Origin of the sequence: Oceanobacillus senegalensis (assembly GCF_900176885.1) — a bacterium.
Classification (GTDB): Bacteria; Bacillota; Bacilli; order Bacillales; family Amphibacillaceae; genus Oceanobacillus; species Oceanobacillus senegalensis.
This window is the reverse complement of the sequence record NZ_LT839648.1, coordinates 1,667,722-1,689,285: the sequence shown is the minus strand read 5'-3', so window position 1 is coordinate 1,689,285 and position 21,564 is coordinate 1,667,722. Positions and strand designations below refer to the sequence as shown.

Below are 21,564 nucleotides of genomic sequence, written 5' to 3'. Positions count from 1 at the left end.
GGGAGGAAAAAACATGCCCATGCTAGAAATTGACAACTTTGGCAAGCAATTTACCAGTCATCAACTGGGAACAACTAGGCAAGCTGTATCCCAAATTAATTTTAGTTTAGACAAGGGGCAATTTATTGGAATCGTCGGTAAAAGTGGAAGTGGCAAATCAACGATTCTAAAAAGCATCTATCGTACGTATTTACCTGATCAGGGAAGTATTTATTTTCACTCCAAACGATTTGGACGGATTGATTTAATGAAAGCTACGGAAAGACAAATCATTTATTTACGAAAACATGAAATTGGCTATGTGTCACAATTTTTAAATGTCATGCCAAGGACAACCGCTAGACAATTAGTGGAGCAGGCATTAAGGGAAATGGATGAAACAGAAGAGACTGTGAGGGTAGAGGCAGAAAAATCATTAGCACATTTTGAACTTGATCCAAGTCTGTGGGACACATTTCCAAATATCTTTTCAGGTGGGGAGAAACTGAGATTGAATATTGCCATCGCAACGGTGAAAAAACCGCGGCTACTATTACTAGATGAACCAACCGCAAGCCTTGATCAGCAATCGAAACTTAAGGTACGTCAAGTAATTGAAAAGCTAAAAGAAAGTGGCACCACATTGGTTGGTATTTTTCATGATATCGAATTTATGGAAAATCTTTGTGACAAGGTTTTTGATATGAATACAAGACAGCTTGCCTTATTAGTCGGTGATGTTCATGAAGGCTGATTTGCATGTTCATAGTCATTATTCGGATGGTTCTGATTCCTTAGAGAAGGTCATCAAGCAGGGTGTCCGCAATGGTTTAACACATCTAAGTTTTGTTGATCATGATACGGTCGATGGATTACAAGAGTCCTTAACACTTGGAAGAGAATACGGCATCGAGATTATACCAGGCATTGAAATATCGGCATATGATTTTAAAAGAAATCGAAAGGTTCATATACTTGGGTATAACTATCACCCAAAAGGATCGCATATTAGAGCTCTATGTCAAGCCCTGCTGAAAAGAAGACAAGAACATTCCTTATGGCAAATTAGACAAATTCAAACATTAGGCTACCAACTGGAAGAAGAGAACATTATGGAATCAGCAAAACCGAGTCATACCATCTACAAACAGCATATTATGGGACACCTGACGAATGCAGATTATGATTCCCCTCCATATAGGGAGCTTTATCAAAAACTTTTTAAAAATAATGGGATAGCGGCAGGAGATATCGAATATGTCGATGTGTTTGATGCTGTATCTGCAATAAAAGCTGACGATGGGATGGCTGTTGTTGCCCATCCCGGCCAGTTGGATTCCTATGATTTAATCCCAGAACTAGTAAAGATTGGATTGGATGGGGTGGAGCGGAATCATCCGGATCATACCAGAAAGGATTTCCACATGGTAGAGACTTTAGCAGAAAGGTACGGTTTAGTAATGACAGGTGGAACAGATTATCATGGTTCCTTTGGTACCCCAGTTGAAATTGGTAGTATTACCAGTCCTTTAAACGTAATGCTTAGTGAATGTAAATAACCTAAAGGTACTGTTAAAAGTTAGTAAATTCAAACATTTAGTGATTTAGTCATGATTTAATGAAATTAGATTTTACACGAGTAGTGATTTGGTGATTCTCGAAAGTATTGCCAAAAGCATTCCATGTGTCAAAAACAAATGAAAGAGAGAGGGGAAATGAGAATGAAAAAGTGGATGTTAATCGTGACGTTGCTAGTAACTACAGTATTGGGGGCTTGTTCTGCGGGTAGTGCCGGAGAAGCAGATAATGTCATTGATATCGTTTGGTATCCAAATGAATCTGGAAATGAGCTGAAAACAGCAAGAGATGCAATTGGTACGGAAATTGCCGAGGCAACCGGGGAAGAGGTTCAACATCACTTAACAACGGATTATGCTATCGCTATTGAAACGATTGTAAATAATAATGCAGAGGTTGCATTCATGGGAGCGCAAGGGTATATCGAAGCAAAAGAGCAGAATGATGCCATTCAGCCGATTGCTGTATCAACAGGACCATCTGGTACGTTAGATGATGCCTTGTATCATAGCTGGCTAGCAGTAAATGTGGACAAGCAAGATGATTATAAAGTTAACGGTGAATTTTCATTAGATACAATTGAAGACAAAAGATTCTCCTTTGTTTCCAATAGCTCCACATCCGGTTTTGTTGTTCCATCATCAACCATCATTGGACATTTTTCGGATAAGGACTTAACTCAAGAAGATTTAATGGAGGAAGGGCCATTATTCTCACAAGTACTATTTGGAGGCTCTCACCAGGGATCAGCTGTAAATCTATTAAATGGAAATGCTGATATAGCAGCATTTTGTGATACTTGTGTTAATAATTACGTAGAAATCGCAGAAGGGGAAGAGAATACAGTAGGTGCCGTATACCGAGTAAAAGATGATGCTGCTGAGCCTTTTAACACGGTAACTGGAAGTGAGTTTACATTAATGAGTGTTACACCTGTATTAAATGCACCATTTGTAGCAAACACAGAGGTACTAAGTCAAGAGGATTTCGATACCATTCAGGAGGTATTTACATCGGATGAGGTTGCAAATAATGAAGAAATTTTCGTTCCTGAAGATTCCGAGGCATCTGGACTATTCTCTAAATCTGCCAATGAAAGATTTGCACCTGTAGAAGATGCTTGGTTTGAACCTATTCGCGAACTTTCTAACTAGTTGAATGTTCCAAAATCCACACGGAATAAAGAGGCTGAGACATAACGAAAGTTTTTAACCCAGAAGACGAACAATTCACCTACTTAGCGAAATATATTTCCGGAGCGGTTTTTCGCGCCGGTCATGTTTGGGTTTGGTGGTGGGAAAATACTTTTGTCCCGGCCTCATTATTAAAATTACCTAAAAAGGGAGTTATATGAGATATGCCATTATTAAAAGCTGAAGGTCTTGGTAAATCGTATAGTGCGGAAACAAAGGTTTTAAACGATATTAACTTTGAGGTGAATTCTGGAGAGTTCCTATGCATTATTGGTCCTTCTGGTGCTGGAAAGTCCACATTACTACGGTGTATTAATCGAATGGTTGAAATTAGTGAAGGAAAGGTCATATTTGATGACATGGATGTTGGGTCCGTAAACAAAAAAGAATTACGTAAACTGCGTACCAATATTGGAATGATTTTTCAACATTACAATCTTGTTCCTCGGGTAACCGTCATTGAAAATGTGTTACATGGTCGATTCGGATACAAATCAACCCTACAAGGGATTTTAGGAAGGTTTACAGAGGAAGAGAAAGAACGTGCTTTTTTCTTGTTAGAAAAACTTGGGATAGCCGAGCATGCCTATAAACGATGTGATCAATTGAGTGGTGGACAGCAGCAACGTGTTGGGATTTGTCGAGCTCTCATACAAGAGCCGAAACTCATTCTCTGTGATGAACCAATTGCATCACTAGATCCAAACTCCTCCAAAATAATCATGGACTATTTAAAAACGATTAGTACGGAATTAGGGATAACTTGTCTTGTTAATCTACATCAAGTTGAAGTTGCAAAAGAGTATGCAAACCGGATTATCGGCCTAAAACAAGGGGAAATTGTATTTGATGGCTCTAGTAAATCGCTGTATGAAGACCAAATCAAAAATATCTATGGCATGGAAATGAGAGAATTAATTACGGTTTAAGGAGAGTTTTCATGAACGAAAAGAAGATGCGCAAAAACAAATGGCAGGCAACGATTTTTTTACTCATTATTATTCTCATTACCTTTTTATCTTCAGCGATAACCGAATTCAGTCTAATGGAAAGTTTGACAACAATACCTGCAGCATTAGGATGGATTTTTTCTAATTTATTTGTTACACAGGATTCATTGGAAAAATTGCCTTCGATATTAGAAAAACTAAATGAGACCATTTTTATATCCATTGCGGCAACCACTCTTGCTGCTGTTGTATCTTTGTTTTTGGCCTTATTGGGTTCAAAAACAACAAAGGTGAACAATATCTTTACTATACTTGCCCGATTTGTTGCCTCTTTCTCACGTAATATACCTGTAGTGGCATGGTCTTTAATTCTGTTAATCTCATTTGGACAAAATTCAATGACAGGATTTCTGGCATTGTTTGTTGCCACACTCGGTTTTTTAACAAGGGCATTTATTGAATCCATTGATGAAGCAAATCAAGATTCGGTGGAGGCACTTACCGCTACGGGGGCTAGATATTTTCACATTGTTAGTAAAGCAGTTATTCCGCAAAGCCTTCCACAAATGTTAAGCTGGATATTGTTCATGATTGAGACCAATATTAGAAGTGCCACTTTGGTAGGTATTTTGACAGGAACGGGTATTGGGTACATATTTGATCTTTATTATAAGAGTATGAATTATAATGTCGTTGCCTTGATTACCTTTATCATTATCATTGCAGTCATTGTTATTGAGTTAGTATCCAATAAAATACGGAAGGTGATTCTGTAATGGAAATAGGTCATAGTATACATACAACGCACATGCAGCGGAGTAAGGACGGGCGAATTAACATCAAAGCTGGAAATAAAATTGATTTGGTTGTCAAATGGACACTATGGGTACTTACGATTTTAACCATTATGGCATTTTTCTTTTTTGATTATACTGGTCTGCAACTGGAACGGGCGTTTACGGAAACATTGTATAATTTAAGGGTTATGTTTCTAGAACCAGCCTTAAATCACTTCAGTTGGGGAGAAGCAATGTATCAAATTGGTGTTACACTTGGCCTAGGCGTTTTAGCAACTGTACTAGGAGCTGTGATTGCTTTCTTTCTTTCCTTAATGGCAGCAGAAAATTTGTCAAAACCGTGGTTATCGAAAATAGTTCGAGTGGTTGTTGCCTTTATCCGAGCCGTACCAACCGTTCTTTGGGTTCTTATTTTTGCGATTGCTGCAGGGCTAGGAAGTGAAGCTGCGGTATTAGGAATGCTGTTCCACTCGATTGCTTATTTGGTAAAGGCTTTCTCAGAGGCGATGGAAGAAGTTAATCCAGGAATTATTGAAGCATTACGCTCAACCGGTTCCAACTGGTGGCATATTGTTGTTCATGGTGTACTTCCATCAACGTTCACCTATTTATTATCCTGGACATTCTTGAGGTTTGAAATCAACTTTTCGGTAGCAGTTGCAATGGGAGCAGCAGCTGGTGCAGGTGGTATTGGATTTGAATTATTTATGGCATCTGGTTTTTATTTTGATTTACGAGAAGTAGGGTTCATTACCTATGCAATATTATTCATTGCCATTGTGCTGGAAATTATTTCTAACCGTTTAAAGGATCGTTATTTTCCTACCTCTATTCAAGGGTGAAGTGGGATGAAGGGATTTTGTTCATTTTCCTGTTTATCGTAAAATATCAATTGAAAATGAAACCCAAGGATCTTTCTTACAAAGTTCCTTGGGTTTTTAATTAGAATTTTTAAAATCCAAGTATCAAATCATATAAAATAACAAAATATTATGTGATATGATGAATAATAGGGATGAAAGTCTATCATTCTAATTACTTTTCCAAAATGAATAGAAATCAATTAAAACAATGATGGACATTAAGGGGGAACACCATGTTGAATAAAAAATTTTTAGACTTACTAGCTGAGAAATTTGATAGTGAAGAGAAAGTGATAAATGAGATTATTAATCTAGAAGCTATTCTTAATCTACCAAAGGGCACGGAGCATTTTGTCAGTGATTTACATGGGGAATATCAATCCTTCCAACATGTGCTACGAAACGGATCAGGTAGGGTAAGAGAGAAGATAGTAGAGTTATTTGAAAGCGATTTATCAGAGGAAGAAATTAATGAATTAACTACATTGGTCTACTATCCCGAAGATAAGTTAACGTTAATAAAGGATAGTATGAATAATAAGGAGCAGTTACATCGGTGGTATTCAGATACCATTAAGAACATGATTAAGCTCATTTCTTTTGCTTCTTCTAAATACACACGTTCGAAGCTACGTAAAGCATTGCCACAGCAGTTTGTGTACATTATTGAAGAGTTATTATACAAAACAGATGAAGAATTAACCAATAAGCAACCATATTACAAGGTTATTGTTGAGCGCGTCATCTCTCTCGGGCAGGCTGATAAGCTTATTATTGGACTAGCCTATTGTACACAGAGACTAGTAGTGGATCACCTCCATGTGGTTGGCGATATTTATGATCGTGGTCCTGAACCAGATAAAATTATGGATACGCTCATCAACTATCATTCGGTAGATATCCAGTGGGGAAATCATGATGTACTTTGGTTAGGTGCTTACGCAGGTTCTAAGGTTTGTCTAGCTAATATTCTTCGCATCTGTGCTAGATACGATAATTTGGACATTATTGAGGATGTCTATGGGATTAATCTTCGACCACTTCTTAACCTTGCTGAGAAATATTATGAGGATAATCCTGCTTTTAGACCGAAAATTCATTCTGATGAAAAGATAACGGATGAAGAACGATTGCAAATTACGAAAATGCATCAAGCTATAGCCATCATTCAGTTTAAACTCGAAATGCCTATTATCAAGCGTAGACCCTTTTTCAATATGTCAGAGAGGCTATTACTTGAAAAGGTAGATTATGAAAAAAATGAAATTACCTTACAGGGAAAAATGTACCCGCTAGAAAATACTTGCTTTGCAACAGTTAACCCTGATAAGCCGGAAGAACTTTTAGAAGAAGAACAGGAGGTCATCAATAAATTATTATTTTCTGTCCAGCATTCGGAAAAGTTAGCAAGACATATGAAATTTCTTATGAAAAAAGGTAGTCTCTATTTGAAATATAATGGAAACTTACTAATACATGGTTGTATTCCTTTAGACGAAAAAGGAAATATGGAAAAAATGGTTATTGAAAATACAACCTATGCGGGCCGTGACTTGCTCGATATTTTTGAATATCATTTACGACAGTCCTTTCTCCACCCTGAAGAAACGGATGATCTTTCGACGGATATGGTCTGGTATTTATGGACAGGAGAATATTCATCCTTATTCGGAAAAAGGGCCATGACAACCTTTGAACGGTATTTTATTAAGGATAAGGGAACACATAAAGAGACCAAGAATCCATACTACTATTTACGAGAAAATGAAGAAATATGCCGGAGAATCTTATCAGACTTCGATCTTGATCCTGAACATAGTCATATTATCAATGGTCACACACCTGTCAAAGAAATTGAAGGTGAAAATCCAATTAAAGCAAATGGGAAAATGATTGTTATTGATGGGGGCTTTTCGAAGGCTTATCAATCAACAACAGGAATTGCTGGATATACGTTGTTATATAATTCCTATGGCATGAAGCTTGTTGCGCACAAGCACTTTAATTCAAAAGAAAACCTTTTAGAAAATGGAACGGACGTTTTATCGGTGAAGCGAGTGGTTGACGAAGAAGTAGAAAGAAAATTAGTTCGAGAAACTAATGTAGGCGCAGAATTATTAGAAGAGGTATCTGCTTTAAAGAGCCTGTTGCAGTATCGATATATGAATTGAGTTGATTAAAAGTTAAAACAGCTAAAAAGAAATATGGTTCTGTTGGTTAATAAATGAATCATTATTAGAAAAAGGATACCAATTTTATTGGTATCCTCTTTTACTTGTTTAGAAGTTAACTTTTTCTACATTAAATCTATTGAAGTGTTCATTCCGAATAACCCAGTAGCTCCATTCATTTCCCTCCGTAATTATTCCAAGTAGAAGTTTACTGCCTATTATGATTAATTGAATTATCAAACCATTATTAACAACAATAATTTTTTAAAAAATAAAATTGTTTATAATATTGACACCCTTAATTATACCTGTTATTATACATATAACAGATTTAAATATGACGTTTTTAAAACGTTATACATTTTATTCGTTATATAACAGGAGGTGGAAATACGTGAATGAAGATATGTACGATGTAACCATTATAGGAGGGGGGCCGATTGGACTTTTTGCAGCTTTCTATGGTGGGATGCGACAATTGAAAGTCAAGATAATAGATAGTTTACCGCATCTAGGTGGACAGCTTAATGCCTTGTATCCTGAAAAATATATTTATGATGTTGGAGGGTTTCCGAAAACAAAAGCAAAGGACTTAGTCGAACAATTAGTTGAGCAGGCCATGCAATTTGATCCAAAGGTTGTTTTAAATCAAACCGTAGAAAATGTTGTAAAAAATGAAGATGGCAATTTCCAGGTTGTGTCAAATCAAGAAGTACATTATTCAAAAACGATTTTAATTTCAGCAGGGATAGGTGCGTTTGAACCTCGGCGCATCCAGGATGAAAGATCAAGAATGTATGAAGGGAGTAACCTTCATTATTATGTTAATAACATGGAACAATTTACAAAGAAGGATGTTTGTATATTAGGCGGAGGTGATTCCGCTGTGGATTGGGCCTTAATGTTGGAACCAATAGCAAATCAGGTAAACATTATCCATCGTAGAAATCGGTTTAGAGCACATGAGGCTAGTGTAGAGAGATTGAAGGAATCAAGGGTGAATATTCTTACACCTTATCAATTAGTAGATATTCACGGGGATAACGATAGAATTCAATCGATTTCCATACAGAAAGATGGCGAAGATGAGAACATTCATTTAAAGCTGGATGAATTAATCACGAACTATGGATTTGTATCCTCTTTGGGACCAATTAAAGAATGGGGATTAGAATTTTGGAAGAATTCTATTGTGGTTGATTCCGCTATGCGTACCAATATAGAGGGAATATACGCAGCGGGCGATATTGTAACATTTAACGGAAAAGTAAAATTAATTGCTACTGGATTCAGTGATGCTGCAACTGCTATAAGTAGTATAAAAACATATGTTGATCCGAAAGCAAGACAACAGCCACAACACAGTACTAGTTTATTTGAAAAAATAAAATCCTAATAGGAGAGAGAGGAGAAATGAGATGGCATTTGTAATCACTTCACCTTGTCGTAATGAAAAATCAGCAGAGTGTGTAGAGGTTTGCCCAGTTGATGCAATCCATCCTGGAGATGACATGTACTTTATTGACCCAGATGTATGTATTGATTGTGCTGCATGCGAAACTGCTTGTCCAGTTCAGGCCATCTACCCAGAAGAAGAAGTACCGGAAGATGAGGAACATTATATTTCACTCAACAAGAAATACTTCGAGAATGTTTTCTAAGTTGCCAATTCGTTAGGAGGTATTAGTTGAAGTGTATTTTAACAAAGAAATGGAGACGCTTGCAAAAGAAGATAAGGAAGTATTGCAATTAGAAAGGTTAAAGAAGACAGTAAATTCAGTTTTTGAAAATGTGCCATTTTACAGAGCGAAGTTTGAAGAAAATCATCTACAACCAGAAGATATACAGTCTTTGGAGGACATTCGCAAACTTCCTTTTACAGTGAAAAGTGATCTTCGCAAAAACTATCCATTCGGATTATTTGCTAGGCCGATAGAGGAAATTAAACGTGTGCATGCATCAAGTGGTACAAGTGGTAAACCAACAGTTGTTGGATTTACAGAAAATGATCTTAATGTATGGTCAGAGATAGTTGCGCGGGCAATCTGTGCATGTGGTGGTGAACCTAAAGGAATTCTTCACAATGCTTATGGTTATGGATTATTTACAGGTGGACTTGGTATCCATTACGGATCAGAAAAATTAGGGATGGCTACTGTACCTATTTCAGGTGGAAATACGGAACGTCAAATTACACTTATTGAAGATTTTAAACCAACAGTAATTACGGGCACCCCATCTTATGTTTTAAATATAGTAGATAAGATGGAGGAGATGGGTAAGGATCCTAGAAAAACTAGTTTGAAATATGGGATTTTTGGTGCTGAATCATGGTCTGAAGAAATGCGAGCTACTTTAGAGGAACGTCTTAATATTAAAGCGATGGATATATATGGGTTAAGTGAAGTGATGGGTCCCGGAGTGGCGATAGAATGTAAAGAAGCACAACAGGGATTGCATATTGCTGATGATCATTTTTATGTGGAAGTGATCAATCCAGAAACATTAGAACCGGTTCCAGACGGTGAAGAAGGGGAACTAGTTTTTACTAGCTTAACGAAGGAAGCGCTACCAATTATTCGTTATCGTACAGGTGACATTGCCTCCATTACAAAAGAACGATGCTCCTGTGGTCGAACATCGACTCGTATGTCTAGATTGAAAGGCCGCATTGATGACATGTTGATTATTCGGGGAGTTAATGTTTTTCCATCTGAGATTGAAAGCGTTCTATTAAAAGTTGAAGAGCTTGTACCTCATTATCAGCTTGTGATATCACGTCAAGGTGCGATGGATAAAGTAACATTAAAAGTTGAAATAAATGAGCGATTCCATCAATTAATTGAGCAAGATATGAATCATGAACAAGTAAAAATGCTTTCTAATAAGATCTCGAAAAAATTAAAGAGCTATTGTTTGGTTACCATTGATACGAAAATTGAATCTCCTGGCAAAATACCTAGATCCGAAGGGAAAGCCATTCGTATTATTCGGGAAGAAAAGATCCCTTCTATTCCAAGTTAATTGGCATTTTCTATCATTACCACAGTGACAAAATGATGATAAGGAGGAAAGACGATGAATTTAAATTCACTTAGTGAATTAACCGAAGAGGAAAAATATCAGCATTTTATGGAACGAATTGAACGTGATGAAAAAATAGAAGCGGGAGACTGGATGCCGGATGACTATCGAAAAGCTTTAATTAAGCTGATTTCCAGTCATGGTGTAAGTGAAATTATGGGTGCTTTACCTGAGAAAGAATGGGTTCCGAAGGCTCCAACTATCAATAGAAAGCTATCCATTATGGCTAAGGTACAGGATGAAATGGGACATGGGCAGTTACTTCTCCGTGTTGCGGAGGATTTATTGAAACCATTTGGTAAAACAAGGGAGGATCTTCTTCAAGATTTATTTTCTAAGAAATTAAAGTTCCACAATGTCTTCCATATGCCTTCTCCAACATGGGCAGATGCTGCAATTATTGCATGGCTTGTGGATGGTGCTGCTATTCTTACACAAACCATGTTACTGAAGACATCGTATGGACCATATGCTAGAGCGCTAAAACGAATTTGCCAAGAGGAATCTTTCCATGCAAAACATGGAGAAAGCTTGGTGTTAGCCCTTGCATCAGGTACTCCTAAGCAAAAGCAAATGTTACAAGAATCCCTCAATCGTTGGTGGGAGCCACTACTAATGTTTTTTGGTCCTAAATCCAAAAAAGATATCGGACATTCTAGTGTAGATTTAAATATGAAGTACAAAATCAGATTTAAGACGAATGAGGAGTTACGTCAGGAGTTCTTCACTAAATATGTTCCGAAGATACAGTTATTAGGATTGACTATTCCAGATGAAACGGTTCACTTTGATGAAGAAAAACAAGAATGGGTTTATCAAGAGCCAGATTGGAATAAATTTAAACAGGTTGTATCGGGTAATGGACCGAGATCAGATGCAAGAATTAATTTAAGAAAAGAATCGTATATGGATAATCAATGGGTACGCGAGGCTTTAACAAGCAGTAAAAAAATTGAATCAGTAATTATGTAAGATTAGGAAAGGAGGAAACTTAAATGGCGGAAGATACGTTCTATGAAGAATATGAGGTTTTTAGTAGAAAAAAAGATGGGTTGTCATTGGAACATCGATTTAGTTTACTTGCACCGAATCAGGAAATGGCTTTTGTAATGGCTAGAGAAAATTTCTTTCGCAGGGAACCAATAAAAGAATTGTGGGTCGTCAAACGTTCAGAAATTAGAAAGATGACTCAAGAGGAAAGAGAAGGATTTAAAAAATTGGACAATAAAGCATATCGGGAAACAAAAGGTTATACGGACTTACCGAAAAAATGGAAGAGTTTCCAACAAAATAAGGAAGAGGGGGGTGTTAGTCAATGAGTGAATCTAACAAATATATTTGCGAGTTAATCTACCAATTGGCAGATGATAATTTCATTCATTCTTATCGTGGATCAGAGTGGCTTGGTTTAGCTCCGCACATTGAAGAAGATGTCGCTTTTTCTTCCATTAATCAAGACATCATGGGCCATGCGTCTATGTACTATACGCTCCTTGAAGATTTAGGTGAGGGTAATGTAGACGATATTTCCCATAGGAGAAAGCCAGAAGAATTTAGGAATGCCATTATTTTAGAGGAAGTAAATGGGCCTGGTAATTATTTGAATAAACCTCAATATGATTGGTCATTCACTGTTGTACGTCATTTATTTTTTGATGTATATAAAGATATCCGTTTAGAATCACTTAAACAATCAAGCTATGAACCACTCGTTCATACTGCAAGAAAAATTCATACGGAACAATATTATCACCTCATGCATTGGAAGACATGGTTTAAACAATTAATGTCTAGTACAGAAGAGGCAAGAAATAGAATGGAAAATTCTATCTACCGGGTCTATCGCAATTTTGGAGGAGTCCTTTCTCTAGGGAAATATAGAGATGAAATCAGTGCATATCGACTTATTGCACACGAAGAAGAATTAGCATCGGAATGGATAAAACAGATGAATGATTTATTTGATGAAGTCGATTTTACCATCGAAGGACATCCAGGAATGGAAAAAGGTGATGGGCGAAATGGGGAACACACAAGTGATTTAACCGATGCATTAACCGTTTTAAGTGAAGTATACACCTCTGATAAGGAAGCGATTGGCTGGTAATCGAAAAAAGAAGGAAGTGGCAAACATGCAGAAGGTTCAATCTGATTTGGAAGAAGAGGTTCTACACGTTTTGCAGGATGTGACGGATCCGGAGATGCCATTTATCAGCATTGTTGACTTAGGCATGGTCGAAAAAGTAGAAGCAGAGGATTACCATGTCTTTGTTAAGTTATTACCGACCTTTAGTGGTTGTCCTGCACTGGATATGATTAAAGGAGATGTGTTAGAGAAAGTTAGAAAAGCCATCTCCAAATGGAACGAATCTTTAGATATCCAGGTTGAGTTTAGTTTTCATCCACCATGGACAACAAACCGTATTAGTGAGGAAGGCAGAAAAAAGTTAAATTTGAATGGAATTTCTCCCCCACCGGCTGAACATAAGCATGGTGAACCATGGGAAGTTGATTGTCCATATTGTGGATCAACCTATGTCACGATGGAGAACATTTTTGGACCAACAGCGTGCCGAAGCATTCTTTATTGTGATGAATGCAATAACCCGTTTGAAGCGATGAAACCTATCGCAAATTTAAATGAAAAGGTGGAATAATAATGGTAAAACTAATAGCTTTATATAAACAACCAGAAGACAAAGAGGCATTTGATGAACATTATAAAAATGTGCATACACCCATTACCAAGAAAATACCTGGTTTAAGAAAAATGGAAGTAACAAGAATTGTTGGTTCACCAACAGGAGATAGTAAGTACTATTTACTTTGTGAAATGTACTATGATGATCATGAATCATTGAAGAAGGCAATGAAAACGGAAGAATCTAAAGCATCTGGAAAGGATTTAATGTCATTCGCCGGAAATCTCGTTACGATGATGGTCGGTGAAGAAGTTGAATGATTATAAATATATTCATACTTGGGTGGAGGATGAGGTTGGAAGAATCGAACTAAATCGCCCAAACGTATTAAATGCACTAAAGCGTCCAATGATAACAGAAATTTTAGAAAGTCTATCTTATTTTGATCAATCAGATGAAGTGGCAGTTATCGTTATTTCTGGTGCGGGGAGAGCCTTTGCTGCAGGTGCGGATATAGATGAAATGGCAAATGATGACCCTATCTCACTAGAAAAAATAAATCAATTTGCAGAATGGGATAAAATCTCTGATATCAAAAAGCCAATCATAGCAGCTGTTCAAGGCTTTGCTTTAGGTGGGGGACTTGAATTGATGCTAAGTACTGACTTGGTCTTTGCATCTGAAAATAGCACATTTGGTTTTCCGGAAGTAAATCTCGGTGTTATGCCCAGTGCAGGTGGAACCGTAAAACTTACGAAAGCAATCGGACATAGAAGAGCCCTTGAGTGGCTGTGGACGGGAGAACAAATGGATGCTAAGGAGGCCTATCGTTTTGGATTAATTAATCGAATTATTCCAAACGAAGTATTAATAGATGAAACAATGGTATTTGCTAAAAGATTAGCACAACAACCTCCTTTAGCATTACGGCTCATTAAAGATACAGTTAAAAAAGCGGAAGACCTTTCTGTTCATGAGGCCATGCAATATGAAAGGAAAAACTTCTACCTGCTGTTTGCCTCGGAAGATCAAAAGGAAGGTATGACTGCATTTAAGGAAAAACGCTCACCAACCTTTACAGGTAAGTAGTAGGAATGGGAGGTTAGTTTTAGATGTATGAAACGATACAATGTCAAATAAAAAACAATGTAGGATGGCTAATACTAAATCGTCCTGAAAAGTTAAATGCGTTTACAGAAACCATGAACCGAGAAATTATAAAAGGATTAAAATCATTTGGAGAGAATCCTGAAGTTCGATCCATTGTTATTACTGGTGCCGGAAGAGCTTTTTGTTCCGGTGAGGATTTAAGTGGTCTAAGCGAAGATTCAGATCACAGAGAAATGATCCTGAATCGCTACAAGCCCATGATGGAGGCCATCCAGAAGGTGGAGAAGCCTACTATTGCAGCAATTAATGGTGCGGCAGCTGGAGCAGGATTTAGTTTAGCCCTTGCATGTGATTTTCGAATGGCATCAGAGAAAGCTTCGTTTATTCAAGCTTTTATAAATATAGGCCTTATCCCAGACTCAGGGAGCTTATACTACCTTCCTCGTATTGTTGGAATGGCAAAAGCAATGGAATTAACGATGTTAGGTGAAAAAATAAGAGCAAACGATGCCAAAGAATATGGATTAGTAACAAAAGTTGTTTCGTTAGAATCCCTGGAAGAAGAAACTCAACTATTTGCTGAACGACTCGCTAGTTTGCCAACCAAGGCCATAGGATTAATAAAGCGGTATATTCATCAATCCTATGAAACTCCTTTCAGTCAAATGTTAGATTACGAGGCATACGGTCAGAAGATAGCTGGTTTAACAGAGGATTATAAAGAAGGTGTGCAAGCATTTATTGAAAAAAGAGAACCACAATATAAAGGGAATTAATGAGGAGGAGATAAAATGTTAAAAACAGAAGAAAAACAAACATTTCCAGTGGAAGTAAAAAGAGAAACCTATCAAATGATTGTGAATGGGCAATTAGTTGATGCACAATCAGGTGAAGTATTTACAGTCTATAATCCAGCAACAGGGGAAGCAATTGCAGATGTTCCAAAAGCAGGTACAAAGGATGTTGATTTAGCAGTAGAGGCAGCTCGTAATGCTTTCGATTTTGGTAAATGGAAAAAATATCCTGTTGGTAAACGTGCTAGAGTTCTAAATAAAATCGCTTCTATTATGAGAAGTAGATTCAAGGAATTAGTGGAAATAGAAGTCATCAATAGTGGCAAGACATTATCTGCAGCCCAAGGGCAGGTGTCCCAAGCGATTGAGGACTTTGAGTTTTATGCTGGTGCCATCGTTGGACATCGCGGAGAAGTAAATAATGTACCAGGACAGTTCTTTAACTATACACAAAAGGAACCAGTTGGCGTTGCAGCACAAATTATTCCATGGAACTATCCGATGATGATGGCTGCGTGGAAGATTGCTCCCGCTATTGCAGCAGGTTGTTCGGTTGTTTTAAAGCCAGCTAGTTTAACTCCTATTACGGCTATTCTTTTAACAGAAATTTGCCATGAAGCTGGAGTACCAGAGGGAGTAGTAAATGTTGTTACAGGACCAGGTGCAACGATAGGATCTTATTTAGCGAATCATGAAGGGGTAGATAAGGTTGCATTTACTGGTGAGACATCAACAGGTAAGGATATTATGTCTAAAGCTTCCCAAACCTTAAAACGTGTCACACTAGAACTTGGTGGGAAATCTCCAAATCTTGTATTCCCAGATGCAGATATAGAAGCAGCTGTTAATGGTTCTTTATTTGGAATCTTTTATAACACAGGTCAATCCTGTGAAGCAAGATCTCGATTGTTCTTACATGAGGATATTTACGATGAGTTTATGGAGAGTTTTGTTACGAAAACGAAAAACTTAATAGCAGGTGACCCTCTATCAAAAGAATCACAAATTGGAGCAATTATTAACCAAGGTCAGTTGGATAAAATACATCAACATGTCGAAGGCGCTGTGAAAGATGGTGCAACGGTAGTTACTGGGGGACAACCGATAGATGTTGAAGGATTTGAAAATGGATACTGGTATGCGCCAACCATTATTACGGATGTAACCAATGATATGGCTATAGCCCAAGAGGAAATCTTTGGTCCTGTTGTTGTTGTCATGAAATTTAAGGATGAAAAAGAAGCCATTCAACTTGGGAATGATACGGATTATGGATTAGCAGCATCCATTTGGGCCAAAGATCAAGGTTTAGTGAAACGAGTAACGGACAAATTGCAAGCAGGTGTTGTCATGATTAATTGCCCATTCTCTGCATTTCCAGGAACACCATTTGGTGGCTATAAACAATCTGGTTTCGGCCGTGAACTAAGTATTGAAACACTAGATCTCTATACAGAAACCAAGAGTGTCCTTTCCTATGCTGGAGCGAAAACACTAAATCCGTTAAATGTATAAGCTTATAGATGAAATAAAAAGCGAACTGAATCTTCTACTAGGTAAGGTTCGCTTTTTATTATCACAATGAAGGAGGGTATTTGATGAAGGATCAAGTAGTTGTTATCGGTGCTGGTGTAATGGGACGAGGAATCGCCTATGTAAGTGCACTTGGTGGATATAATGTCAGTTTAGTGGATGTAAGTTCAGAAGTTTTACAAAATGCGCAAGTGGAAATGGATAAGAATTTTGACAAAGGGATCGTACGAGGGAAACTCACAAAAAAGGAGGCCGAAGAGGCTAAACAACGATTAAATTTTGTAACAAATGTGGAAGAAGTTGCTACAGAAGCAAATTTAATTATCGAAGCTGTACCAGAAAAACGAGAATTAAAGAAAAATATTTTTGAAACGATAGATGCTATTGCACCAGCGGATTGTGTTTTAGCTACAAATACTTCCACAATGAGTCCTACAGAATTAGGGTCATATACGAATCGTCCATCTTCCGTGATTGCGATGCACTTTTTTAATCCTGTTCATAAGATGCCACTTGTTGAAATTGTACGCGGATTGGAAACCAGTGATCATACAGTACAGGTGGTAGAAGAGGCAGCGAATAAGATGGGAAAAGAAACCGTCCTTGTAAACGAATTTCCTGGTTTCGTTACTAGTAGAATTAGTTGTCTGGTTGGTAATGAAGCATTTCACATGTTACAGGAGGGAGTAGCTACAGCAGAAGATATCGACAAAGCGATTAAGCTAGGATTAAATTATCCTATGGGTCCTCTTGAATTAGCCGATTTAGTCGGTCTGGATGCTCGTCTGAATAACCTTCATTACCTACATAGTCAATTGGGAGAGAAATACAGACCAGCTCCACTGTTAGAAAAGTATGTTAAATCTGGAAGACTTGGACGCAAGAGCGGTATTGGTGTCTATGACTATAGGGAAAAAAAGTGAAAGTGGTGAGGCATGATGAAAGATGTTGTTATTGTTGATGCGGTTCGAACACCAATTGGTAGATATAAAGGTGCACTAAAACACGTACGTCCAGACGATATGGCTTCCGAGGTAATTAAGGGGATTGTAAACAGACAGCCCAAACTACCTGTTGAAGAAATAGAAGAAGTTATCTTCGGAAATGCCAATGGTGCAGGGGAGGAAAACCGAAATGTTGCAAGAATGGCAGCATTACTGGCAGACCTTCCAATTAATGTATCCGGCACGACAATTAACCGTTTGTGTGGATCCGGACTTGATGCAGTAAATATGGCGGCGCGATCAATTATGGTTGGAGATGGTGATATTTATATTGCTGGTGGTACAGAAAGCATGACAAGAGCTCCATTTGTGATGGCTAAACCATCAAAGGAATATCCACGCGGTAATATGGAGCTTATGGATACAACGATTGGATGGCGCTTTACTAATCCAAAATTAGAAGCTATGTATGGAGCAGATAGTATGCCACAAACTGCAGAAAACGTGGCTAAACGATATGATATTTCAAGAGAGGCACAAGATGAATTTGCTTATCATAGTCAAATGAAGGCAAAAGCAGCCGTCGAAAATAATCTATTTGAAGATGAAATTATCCCCATTTCGTATCAACAAAGAGGGGAAACAGTTACTGTCGATAAAGATGAACATCCACGCCCAAATACAAGTATGGAAAAGCTTTCTAAGTTAAGGCCCATATTTGAAGGGGGTACGGTAACTGCCGGTAATGCATCAGGAGTGAATGATGGTGCCTCGGCGGTATTACTAATGAGTGCGGAAAAAGCAGATGAATTAGGAATAATCCCAATGGCTCGTTTTGTATCGAGTGGAACTGCTGGGGTAGAACCAGCATACATGGGACTAGGACCTATTCATGCGACTAGAAAGGCAATCAAACGAGCAGGTATCACTATAGATGCGATTGATTTGGTTGAGTTGAATGAAGCATTCGCTTCCCAATCTTTGGAGTGTATGAAACAGCTAGAACTAAATCAAGAAATTGTGAATGTAAATGGTGGAGCAATTGCTTTTGGTCATCCGTTGGGGGCGAGTGGTGCTAGAATTTTAACCACGCTTTTACATGAAATGCGTAGAAGAAATGTAAAAACGGGTCTAGCAACAATGTGTATAGGTGTAGGGCAAGGTATTGCAACTGTTGTTGAAAACATATAATTTGTAAGGAGGATATGTTTTGGATAATATCTTATGTGGAATAAAGAATCATATCGCTTATATTACGATTAATAGGCCAGATGTTTTGAATTGCTTTAATTATCAAACATTGGTTGAATTAGGGGATGTATTGCAGGATTTGCATATTGATCAAAAAGTTCGAGTAGTTATTTTCACTGGGGCAGGTTCCAAAGCCTTTAGTGCAGGGGCAGATTTAAAAGAACGGAAAACCTTAAATGATAAGGAAGTACGCAGGAATGTCAAAAAAATCAGTGAGGTTTTTGAACAGGTTGCTAATCTTCCCCAACCAACCATTGCGGCAATAAACGGTTATGCATTTGGCGGGGGATTCGAACTGGCACTTGCCTGTGATTTCCGTCTCGCTGCTGGGAACTCGATAATGGGACTTACCGAAACGAGTATGGGAATTATTCCCGGTGCTGGAGGTACCCAGCGTTTGCCTCGCTTAATTGGGCCATCCCAAGCAATGGAATTGATTTTTACTGCTAAACGACTAACGGCAGATGATGCTTATCAATACGGAATTGTAAATCAAGTAATTGACGAGGAACAACTATTAAGCAAATGTGAACAATTAGCCAATGAAATTTTAAAAAATGCACCAGTCGCAGTGAAGCAAGCGAAATTCGCTATTAGAAATGGCATGAATACGGACTTAGCAACTGGGTTACAAATAGAATCAAATGCTTATGAATTAACGATTCCGACTCAAGATCGAAAGGAGGCGCTAAAGGCATTTGCTGAAAAGAGGCCCCCTGAATTTATTGGAGGGTGAAAGATTGAAAAGGAGTTTATATATGGACAAAAAACCGAATACTCGGTCAATGATATTTACATTATATGGTGATTATATTCGTCATTATGGGAATGAAATTTGGATTGGTAGCTTAATTGAGCTACTAGAACCATTTGACCATAATCCCCAAGCAGTAAGAGCTGCTATCTCTAGGATGAATAAGCAAGACTGGATAGCTAGTCGCAAAGAGGGGAATAAGAGTTATTATTCTCTTACAAAACAAGGGATAAAAAGAATGGAAGAAGCAGCAGGAAGAATTTACAGTGAGAAGCCAACACACTGGGATGAGAAATGGAGAATGTTTCTATATACCATTCCAGAAGAGAAACGTCAAATTCGTGATGAATTAAGAAAAGAGTTGGAATGGAGTGGGTTTGGCCTATTATCGAATGGATTATGGGTCACACCAAATGATCTAACCCAGCAAGTGAATGACATCATTCAGAAATATGAAATAGAAGATTATGTTCATTTCTTTGAATCTGAAAATATTGGTCCCAAGGATAATCAACAAATTGTCAGGGAATGTTGGGACATGGATTATATTAAGAAACGTTATGAGTTATTTATCAATCTGTATACTGAAAAATTTTATCAGGATCGAGAGGAATTAAAAAAAGGTACGGTTAGTGATAAGGAATGTTTTGTGAAACGTACTCGATTAGTTCACTATTACCGTAAGTCTCTTTTTATCGATCCAGGGCTTCCACAAGAGTTATTGCCACCTAATTTCATCGGGGAGGCCGCAGCAAATCTATTTAGTGAATATTATAAACTCCTTGCAAAACCTGCGAATGCCTTCTTCGAGGAAATTTTTTCAAAAGGGTACAGCGAGATGAAGAGAAATAATGATTATGACATTTACGATCATCCTTTGATAAAAACAGAACCCTAACTATTAAATTCTAACTTGATTGGAAGTGAAGAGATGGGAAATCGAGTAACGGATATATTAAATATAAAATATCCGATTATTCAAGGAGGAATGGGAAATATAAGTGATCCGAACTTAGCGTCAGCTATTTCAGAAGCAGGAGGATTGGGAACCATTGGTGTAGGGACAATCCCGGTAGAAGAAGTACGGTTGAAAATAGAAACAATGGTAAAAAACACGGACCAGCCATGTTGCGTTAATATCCCCATATCTGTACATCCAGATACCGAACAAGTTGTCAAAGAAGTGATTAAATATAAGGTTCCTGTTGTTTCCTTATCTGCTGGAAATCCGTCAACGTTAATTCCTTTGTTTCATGAACACGATATTAAGGTAATATGTGTTACAGCATCCGTACGACAGGCTAAAAAAGCGGAGAAGGCTGGAGCGGACATAGTTGTTTGTGAAGGCTATGAGGCTGCAGGGATAAATGCCTTAAATGAAAGTACTACCATGACGCTTGTTCCACAAATTGTAAAGGAACTATCTGTTCCAGTTATTGCAGCTGGTGGTATTGCAGATGGAAAAGGTCTTGCAGCCGCTCTATCTTTAGGGGCGCAAGGAGTCCAAATGGGAACGCGCTTTGTTGCGACAAATGAAGCTGGCTTCCATCCAACCTATAAAAAAGCAATCCTTGATGCGTCAGATGAAGCAACCATGATCATAGGGCGTAGATTTCAGAAAATACGGCGCGTTATGAAAGGTGAATATGCGGCCATACTTTTAGAATTAGAAAATGGGGATATGAACCTGGAAGAATTCATGGAGAAGACAGATGAAGACTATCATGAGATAGGTGCGAAAAAGGGAAATATGAAAAACGGGTTTATAAATGGCGGTCAGATTGCAGGTCTTATTGATGATTGTCCTTCTGTCGCTGATTTAATGAAGAGTATCGTTAAAGAGGCCAAGGAAGTGTTGGAAATTAGTGTTAGACAATTATAGATTAATAGACTTAATAGATGAAATAGGTTAGGAGGAGGC

23 protein-coding genes are annotated in these 21,564 nt (G+C 37.8%); all 23 read left to right on the top strand.

Annotated features, from left to right (window positions below):
• Positions 1-13: 13 nt before the first annotated feature.
• Positions 14-733, top strand: a complete 720-nt coding sequence (locus tag CAO17_RS08045) for a phosphonate C-P lyase system protein PhnL (RefSeq protein WP_085992313.1) — start codon at positions 14-16, stop codon at positions 731-733.
• Positions 723-1,538: a PHP domain-containing protein gene (locus tag CAO17_RS08040; protein ID WP_085992312.1), complete on the top strand. Its 816-nt coding sequence runs from the start codon at positions 723-725 to the stop codon at positions 1,536-1,538. Before CAO17_RS08045 ends, CAO17_RS08040 begins: the two co-directional genes overlap by 11 nt.
• A gap of 162 nt (positions 1,539-1,700) precedes the next feature.
• Positions 1,701-2,711, top strand: coding sequence for a PhnD/SsuA/transferrin family substrate-binding protein (locus tag CAO17_RS08035; protein WP_143833736.1), 1,011 nt, complete (start codon positions 1,701-1,703; stop codon positions 2,709-2,711).
• 203 nt (positions 2,712-2,914) lie between these two features.
• Positions 2,915-3,679, top strand: coding sequence for a phosphonate ABC transporter ATP-binding protein (gene phnC, locus CAO17_RS08030; RefSeq protein WP_085992310.1), 765 nt, complete (start codon positions 2,915-2,917; stop codon positions 3,677-3,679).
• A gap of 11 nt (positions 3,680-3,690) precedes the next feature.
• Positions 3,691-4,476 (top strand): phosphonate ABC transporter, permease protein PhnE, encoded by a 786-nt coding sequence (gene phnE / locus CAO17_RS08025; RefSeq protein ID WP_085992309.1) that lies wholly within the window; start codon positions 3,691-3,693, stop codon positions 4,474-4,476.
• A 32-nt stretch (positions 4,477-4,508) separates the two neighbouring features.
• A complete protein-coding gene (locus tag CAO17_RS08020) occupies positions 4,509-5,339 on the top strand; it encodes an ABC transporter permease subunit (protein WP_245831805.1) in 831 nt (276 codons plus the stop codon).
• 257 nt (positions 5,340-5,596) lie between these two features.
• Positions 5,597-7,531 (top strand): fructose-1,6-bisphosphatase, encoded by a 1,935-nt coding sequence (locus CAO17_RS08015; RefSeq protein WP_085994439.1) that lies wholly within the window; start codon positions 5,597-5,599, stop codon positions 7,529-7,531.
• Positions 7,532-7,925: 394 nt separating this feature from the next.
• A complete protein-coding gene (locus CAO17_RS08010; RefSeq protein ID WP_085992307.1) occupies positions 7,926-8,927 on the top strand; it encodes an NAD(P)/FAD-dependent oxidoreductase in 1,002 nt (333 codons plus the stop codon).
• 22 nt (positions 8,928-8,949) lie between these two features.
• Complete coding sequence (locus CAO17_RS08005; RefSeq protein ID WP_085992306.1) at positions 8,950-9,192, top strand: DUF362 domain-containing protein; 243 nt, start codon at positions 8,950-8,952, stop codon at positions 9,190-9,192.
• Between the two features lie 49 nt (positions 9,193-9,241).
• Entirely contained in the window at positions 9,242-10,555 is a 1,314-nt protein-coding gene (gene paaK, locus CAO17_RS08000) for a phenylacetate--CoA ligase PaaK (protein ID WP_085994438.1), read from the top strand.
• Positions 10,556-10,609: 54 nt separating this feature from the next.
• Positions 10,610-11,587, top strand: a complete 978-nt coding sequence (paaA, locus tag CAO17_RS07995) for a 1,2-phenylacetyl-CoA epoxidase subunit PaaA (RefSeq protein WP_085992305.1) — start codon at positions 10,610-10,612, stop codon at positions 11,585-11,587.
• A 23-nt stretch (positions 11,588-11,610) separates the two neighbouring features.
• Positions 11,611-11,934: a 1,2-phenylacetyl-CoA epoxidase subunit PaaB gene (gene paaB / locus CAO17_RS07990; RefSeq protein ID WP_085992304.1), complete on the top strand. Its 324-nt coding sequence runs from the start codon at positions 11,611-11,613 to the stop codon at positions 11,932-11,934.
• Complete coding sequence (gene paaC / locus CAO17_RS07985; RefSeq protein WP_085992303.1) at positions 11,931-12,722, top strand: 1,2-phenylacetyl-CoA epoxidase subunit PaaC; 792 nt, start codon at positions 11,931-11,933, stop codon at positions 12,720-12,722. The genes paaB and paaC overlap by 4 nt, the downstream gene beginning before the upstream one ends.
• A gap of 25 nt (positions 12,723-12,747) precedes the next feature.
• Positions 12,748-13,272: a 1,2-phenylacetyl-CoA epoxidase subunit PaaD gene (paaD, locus tag CAO17_RS07980; RefSeq protein WP_085994437.1), complete on the top strand. Its 525-nt coding sequence runs from the start codon at positions 12,748-12,750 to the stop codon at positions 13,270-13,272.
• Between the two features lie 2 nt (positions 13,273-13,274).
• Positions 13,275-13,577: an EthD family reductase gene (locus CAO17_RS07975; protein ID WP_085992302.1), complete on the top strand. Its 303-nt coding sequence runs from the start codon at positions 13,275-13,277 to the stop codon at positions 13,575-13,577.
• Positions 13,570-14,346 carry an enoyl-CoA hydratase/isomerase family protein gene (locus CAO17_RS07970; RefSeq protein WP_085992301.1) on the top strand — a complete coding sequence of 259 codons (777 nt, stop codon included), beginning with the start codon at positions 13,570-13,572 and terminating at the stop codon, positions 14,344-14,346. Before CAO17_RS07975 ends, CAO17_RS07970 begins: the two co-directional genes overlap by 8 nt.
• Before the next feature lie 23 nt (positions 14,347-14,369).
• Positions 14,370-15,143 (top strand): enoyl-CoA hydratase-related protein, encoded by a 774-nt coding sequence (locus tag CAO17_RS07965; protein ID WP_085992300.1) that lies wholly within the window; start codon positions 14,370-14,372, stop codon positions 15,141-15,143.
• Positions 15,144-15,158: 15 nt separating this feature from the next.
• Entirely contained in the window at positions 15,159-16,676 is a 1,518-nt protein-coding gene (locus CAO17_RS07960; RefSeq protein ID WP_085992299.1) for an aldehyde dehydrogenase family protein, read from the top strand.
• A gap of 83 nt (positions 16,677-16,759) precedes the next feature.
• A complete protein-coding gene (locus CAO17_RS07955; protein WP_085992298.1) occupies positions 16,760-17,617 on the top strand; it encodes a 3-hydroxyacyl-CoA dehydrogenase in 858 nt (285 codons plus the stop codon).
• A gap of 15 nt (positions 17,618-17,632) precedes the next feature.
• Positions 17,633-18,829, top strand: coding sequence for a thiolase family protein (locus tag CAO17_RS07950; RefSeq protein ID WP_085994436.1), 1,197 nt, complete (start codon positions 17,633-17,635; stop codon positions 18,827-18,829).
• A gap of 19 nt (positions 18,830-18,848) precedes the next feature.
• Positions 18,849-19,625 carry an enoyl-CoA hydratase-related protein gene (locus CAO17_RS07945; RefSeq protein ID WP_085992297.1) on the top strand — a complete coding sequence of 259 codons (777 nt, stop codon included), beginning with the start codon at positions 18,849-18,851 and terminating at the stop codon, positions 19,623-19,625.
• 22 nt (positions 19,626-19,647) lie between these two features.
• On the top strand, positions 19,648-20,541 hold the full coding sequence (gene paaX / locus CAO17_RS07940; RefSeq protein ID WP_085992296.1) for a phenylacetic acid degradation operon negative regulatory protein PaaX: 894 nt from the start codon (positions 19,648-19,650) through the stop codon (positions 20,539-20,541).
• A gap of 33 nt (positions 20,542-20,574) precedes the next feature.
• The gene (locus CAO17_RS07935) at positions 20,575-21,525 is read left to right on the top strand and encodes an NAD(P)H-dependent flavin oxidoreductase (protein ID WP_085992295.1); all 951 of its coding nucleotides are present in this window, start codon (positions 20,575-20,577) and stop codon (positions 21,523-21,525) included.
• Positions 21,526-21,564 lie beyond the last annotated feature (39 nt).

What these genes read in the sequence shown, in the direction of transcription:
- CAO17_RS08020 (WP_245831805.1), top strand. Translation starts at nt 4,509, where the DNA reads ATGCAGCGGAGTAAGGACGGGCGAATTAACATCAAAGCTGGAAATAAA.
- paaA (WP_085992305.1), top strand. Translation starts at nt 10,610, where the DNA reads ATGAATTTAAATTCACTTAGTGAATTAACCGAAGAGGAAAAATATCAG.
- CAO17_RS08040 (WP_085992312.1), top strand. Translation starts at nt 723, where the DNA reads ATGAAGGCTGATTTGCATGTTCATAGTCATTATTCGGATGGTTCTGAT.
- CAO17_RS08035 (WP_143833736.1), top strand. Translation starts at nt 1,701, where the DNA reads ATGAAAAAGTGGATGTTAATCGTGACGTTGCTAGTAACTACAGTATTG.
- paaC (WP_085992303.1), top strand. Translation starts at nt 11,931, where the DNA reads ATGAGTGAATCTAACAAATATATTTGCGAGTTAATCTACCAATTGGCA.
- paaK (WP_085994438.1), top strand. Translation starts at nt 9,242, where the DNA reads ATGGAGACGCTTGCAAAAGAAGATAAGGAAGTATTGCAATTAGAAAGG.
- CAO17_RS08005 (WP_085992306.1), top strand. Translation starts at nt 8,950, where the DNA reads ATGGCATTTGTAATCACTTCACCTTGTCGTAATGAAAAATCAGCAGAG.
- CAO17_RS07950 (WP_085994436.1), top strand. Translation starts at nt 17,633, where the DNA reads ATGAAAGATGTTGTTATTGTTGATGCGGTTCGAACACCAATTGGTAGA.
- CAO17_RS07965 (WP_085992300.1), top strand. Translation starts at nt 14,370, where the DNA reads ATGTATGAAACGATACAATGTCAAATAAAAAACAATGTAGGATGGCTA.
- CAO17_RS07955 (WP_085992298.1), top strand. Translation starts at nt 16,760, where the DNA reads ATGAAGGATCAAGTAGTTGTTATCGGTGCTGGTGTAATGGGACGAGGA.
- paaX (WP_085992296.1), top strand. Translation starts at nt 19,648, where the DNA reads ATGGACAAAAAACCGAATACTCGGTCAATGATATTTACATTATATGGT.
- CAO17_RS07960 (WP_085992299.1), top strand. Translation starts at nt 15,159, where the DNA reads ATGTTAAAAACAGAAGAAAAACAAACATTTCCAGTGGAAGTAAAAAGA.
- phnC (WP_085992310.1), top strand. Translation starts at nt 2,915, where the DNA reads ATGCCATTATTAAAAGCTGAAGGTCTTGGTAAATCGTATAGTGCGGAA.
- CAO17_RS07975 (WP_085992302.1), top strand. Translation starts at nt 13,275, where the DNA reads ATGGTAAAACTAATAGCTTTATATAAACAACCAGAAGACAAAGAGGCA.
- paaD (WP_085994437.1), top strand. Translation starts at nt 12,748, where the DNA reads ATGCAGAAGGTTCAATCTGATTTGGAAGAAGAGGTTCTACACGTTTTG.
- CAO17_RS08045 (WP_085992313.1), top strand. Translation starts at nt 14, where the DNA reads ATGCCCATGCTAGAAATTGACAACTTTGGCAAGCAATTTACCAGTCAT.
- phnE (WP_085992309.1), top strand. Translation starts at nt 3,691, where the DNA reads ATGAACGAAAAGAAGATGCGCAAAAACAAATGGCAGGCAACGATTTTT.
- paaB (WP_085992304.1), top strand. Translation starts at nt 11,611, where the DNA reads ATGGCGGAAGATACGTTCTATGAAGAATATGAGGTTTTTAGTAGAAAA.
- CAO17_RS07935 (WP_085992295.1), top strand. Translation starts at nt 20,575, where the DNA reads ATGGGAAATCGAGTAACGGATATATTAAATATAAAATATCCGATTATT.